The sequence below is a fragment of the Nocardioides sp. REDSEA-S30_B4 genome, from assembly GCF_001627265.1.
GTDB lineage: Bacteria > Actinomycetota > Actinomycetes > Propionibacteriales > Nocardioidaceae > Nocardioides.
On the sequence record NZ_LUPI01000060.1, the window covers coordinates 1 to 3,287 of the forward strand.

Below are 3,287 nucleotides of genomic sequence, written 5' to 3' on the forward strand. Positions count from 1 at the left end.
CTCGACGCCATCGCCAAACAGCTCAACAACCGCCCCCGCAAACGACTCGGCTTCCACACCCCAGCAGAGGTCTTCGCTAAGTTGCTCGCCGAAGACCAAACCAAAGGTGTTGCGACCACCCCTTGAATCCGCCGTCGCTCACGCACGGCCGAGAGGTCACTCGCGCACGTCAGCCGGCGACCGGCACCGGCATCGAGCGCCGGCTGGCCAGCACGAACACCGACCACGCCGCGAGCACGGCGAAGGCGACCCCGAGACCGAGCCGCGGCGGGTCCAGGGGCAGGGCGATGCCGACGAAGCCGCCGATGACCCAGGCCAGCTGGAGGGTCGTGTCCGAGCGTGCGAACGCCGACGCCTGGACCCCGGTGGGCACGTCGCGCTGGATCGTGGCGTCGAGGCAGAACTTCGCCAGCGACTGCGACAGCCCGGCGACCAGCCCGAGCAGGACGAGCGGCAGCACCCCATAGAACACGGTGGCCACGATCGCCAGCGTCGCGTCGGCCAGGAGGGCCAGCACGACCGTCACCGACGGGTTGATGCGCCGCAGGAGCGAGGCGAGCGCGACGCCGAGCCCGTTGCCGGCGCCGGCGGCACCGACCACCAGTGCGATCAGCACCTCGGCGGAGAGCCCTGAGTCGGGTGGGTTCTCGCGCAGCAGGAACGCCATGAACATGAGCAGGAAACCGCTCATCCACCGCGGCCCGCAGTTGGCCCGAAGCGCGAACGCGACCGGGTGCGGGATGCGGGTCCGCGGGCGCCGGCCGGGCCGCAGCAGGCTCTCGCCCATCAGCACCAGCTCGCCCTCGCCCACCGACGAGTCAACCTTCTCCGGGAGCCGGATCGCGCAGACGGTGGCGACCACGAACAGCAGGAACGCGTAGCGCAGCGACCACTCCGACCCCGCGAGCGAGGCCAGACCCGCCAGGGGCGCCGACACGGACGCGCCGACGATGCCGGCCAGCGAGACCCGCCCGTTGGCCTTGACCAGCGTGAAGCCCTCGGGCAGCAAGCGGGGCACCGCGGCCGCGCGGGTCACCCCGTAGGCCTTGGAGGAGACGAGAACACCGAGCGCGGCGGCGAAGAGCCACGGCGAGTCACCGGTGGCGATGGCGCCCGCCAGCGCCCAGGCGAGGAACGCGCGGAAGGCCATCGTCGCCCCGATCGCCCACCGTCGTCCGTGGGAGAACCGGTCGAGGAACGGCCCGATCAGCGGCGCCACGATCGCGAACGGCAGCATCGTCAGGCCCAGGAAGAGCGCCACCTGCCCCCGGGCCTCGCCGGACGGCACCTGGAAGAACAGGCTGCCGGCCAGCGAGATCGCCACGGCCGCGTCGCCCGCGGTGTTGAAGAAGTGCAGGTAGATCAGTCGGTTGAGACCGGAGTCCTCGGCCCCCTGGGCACCGGCGGCGCGCCGCGCCTGGACCCCGACGTACGCCGTCGCCCGGCCCGTCGCCCTGGCGACCCCGGCCGCCCCGCGGCCGGTCACCCTGGCGCCGGTCCCCAGCCCCCTGCCGACGGCCCTGGCCCGGCTGCCCGGGATGGGTCCGGCCGCGCCGCCGGAGGTCCCACCGGACCCGCCCGCCGCCCCGGCCGAGCCGTCCACCGACGTACGGCCGGGGCCGCTCGCGGAGGACGCGGCACCCGGCTGGTCCTCGGGCGGCGTCGTCATGCGCCCCATCCTGCCTGGTGGCACCGAGCGGGTCGGGTGAGGGACACGGGGCTGCAGGCCGGGACGCGTCCGTCGGGCGGGGCGACCTGACACGACCACCGGGGAGGAGGCATGATTGCTCGCCGTGACGACCATCGCCCGTGCCAAGCCCGACCGTGCCACGGTCGCGGCCGTCGACGTCGCACGCGACGCCCTGGTCGCCGACGTGGACGACCCGCGTGACGTGGGCGAGCACCTCGGCCACGACGTCGAGGGCGAGCGCGTGGTCACCCACCGCTTCGCCTGCACCCGCAAGGGCTACGTCGGCTGGCACTGGTGCGTGACGCTGGTCCGCGCCCCCCGCCAGAAGCACGTGACCGTCGCCGAGACGGTGCTGCTGCCCGGCGACGAGGCCATCGTGGCGCCCGAGTGGGTGCCCTACCGCGAGCGCATCCGCCCCGGCGACCTGTCCCCGGGCGACCTGCTGCCGGTCGCCGACGACGACCCGCGCCTGGTCCCCACCTACTCCTTCGGCGACGACCCGCTCGACGCCGACGAGAAGGCGCAGATCCGCCAGGTCGCCAAGGACCTCGGCCTCGGTCGCTCCCGCACCCTCTCCCCGGAGGGCCGCGAGCTCGCCGCCCAGCGCTGGTACGACGGTGACGGCGGCCCCTCGGCCCCGATCGCCCAGTCGGCGCCCGACCAGTGCACGTCGTGCGGGTTCCTCATGCGCATCGCCGGTCCGCTGGCCGAGACCTTCGGCGTCTGCGCCAACGGCGACGCCAACGACGACGGCCGCATCGTCTCCCTCGACCACGGCTGCGGGGCCCACTCCGAGGTCCGACTGGCCAAGAAGCACGAGCCGCAGCCGCTGCCCGAGCCGGTCGTCGACGACCTCGACGCCAGCCTCATCGAGTCCTTCTGACCGACGCGCCGACCTGGACCACCGCTGGTCGAGCAGCGAGCGCCAGCGAGCGGGCGTCGAGACCCGGCGGTCAGTCGCGGAACGCGCGCCCGAGCTCGGTCGAGGGCGCAGCAGCGTCGTCGGCCGACAGCACCCACACGGCGTACTCCTCGTTGGCCGGGTGCAGCTCGTAGGAGCCGAACCGCGCATCGACCCGCAGCCCGCACGCCTCGACTTCGGCCACGAACTCCTCGGCGGGGTAGGACCGCGCGTGCGCCGGTGCTCCGACGAGGTGGAAGCCGAGCAGCACCCGGCCGCCCGGCGCGAGGCGGGAGCGGAGCAGCGACAGCACCCGGCGCTCGGTGCCCTCGGCGAGGAAGACCATGACGTTGCCGACGACGACCACCAGGTCGAACTCAGCGGGTCGCTCGCCGAGCAGCTCGTCGTCGAGGCCGAGGACGTCGCTGTGCAGGACGTCGATGCCGGGGTAGGTGCTGCGTGCCTGCTCGACCAACGCGAGGTCGGGCTCGAGCCCGACGACCGTGTGCCCGCGCGCAGAGAGGGCAGCGGTCACGCGCCCCATCCCGGCGCCCACGTCGAGGACGCGGCCGCCGCGCGGCAGCAGGGTGTCGGCCAGGCGGGCCTCGCCGTCGACGTCCTGGCCGCTCGCGACGAGCTCGGCGAACTTGCGTCCGAAGCTCCGGGCGGCCTCCGGGCCGGCCTGCTCCCAGCGGG

The 3,287-nt window shown here is 74.1% G+C and carries 3 protein-coding genes and 1 pseudogene; 2 read left to right on the top strand and 2 right to left on the bottom strand.

All coding sequences use genetic code 11. From position 1 onward, the window contains the following. Positions 1 to 126: pseudogene (locus A6R01_RS12000) on the top strand (IS30 family transposase); the annotation flags it as partial. Positions 127 to 169: 43 nt separating this feature from the next. On the opposite strand, the gene A6R01_RS12005 reads toward A6R01_RS12000, so the two are convergent. After that, a complete protein-coding gene (locus tag A6R01_RS12005; RefSeq protein ID WP_292606155.1) occupies positions 170 to 1,669 on the bottom strand; it encodes an MFS transporter in 1,500 nt (499 codons plus the stop codon). 124 nt (positions 1,670 to 1,793) lie between these two features. On the opposite strand from A6R01_RS12005, the gene A6R01_RS12010 reads away from it, so the two are divergent. Next, complete coding sequence (locus tag A6R01_RS12010; protein WP_292606157.1) at positions 1,794 to 2,573, top strand: DUF3027 domain-containing protein; 780 nt, start codon at positions 1,794 to 1,796, stop codon at positions 2,571 to 2,573. A 70-nt stretch (positions 2,574 to 2,643) separates the two neighbouring features. Here A6R01_RS12010 and A6R01_RS12015 read toward each other — a convergent pair. Then, positions 2,644 to 3,287, bottom strand: a 644-nt coding sequence (locus A6R01_RS12015) for a bifunctional 2-polyprenyl-6-hydroxyphenol methylase/3-demethylubiquinol 3-O-methyltransferase UbiG (RefSeq protein WP_292606159.1), incomplete at its 5' end; no start/stop codon positions are given.

What these genes read in the sequence shown, in the direction of transcription:
- A6R01_RS12005 (WP_292606155.1), bottom strand. Translation starts at nt 1,669, where the DNA reads ATGACGACGCCGCCCGAGGACCAGCCGGGTGCCGCGTCCTCCGCGAGC.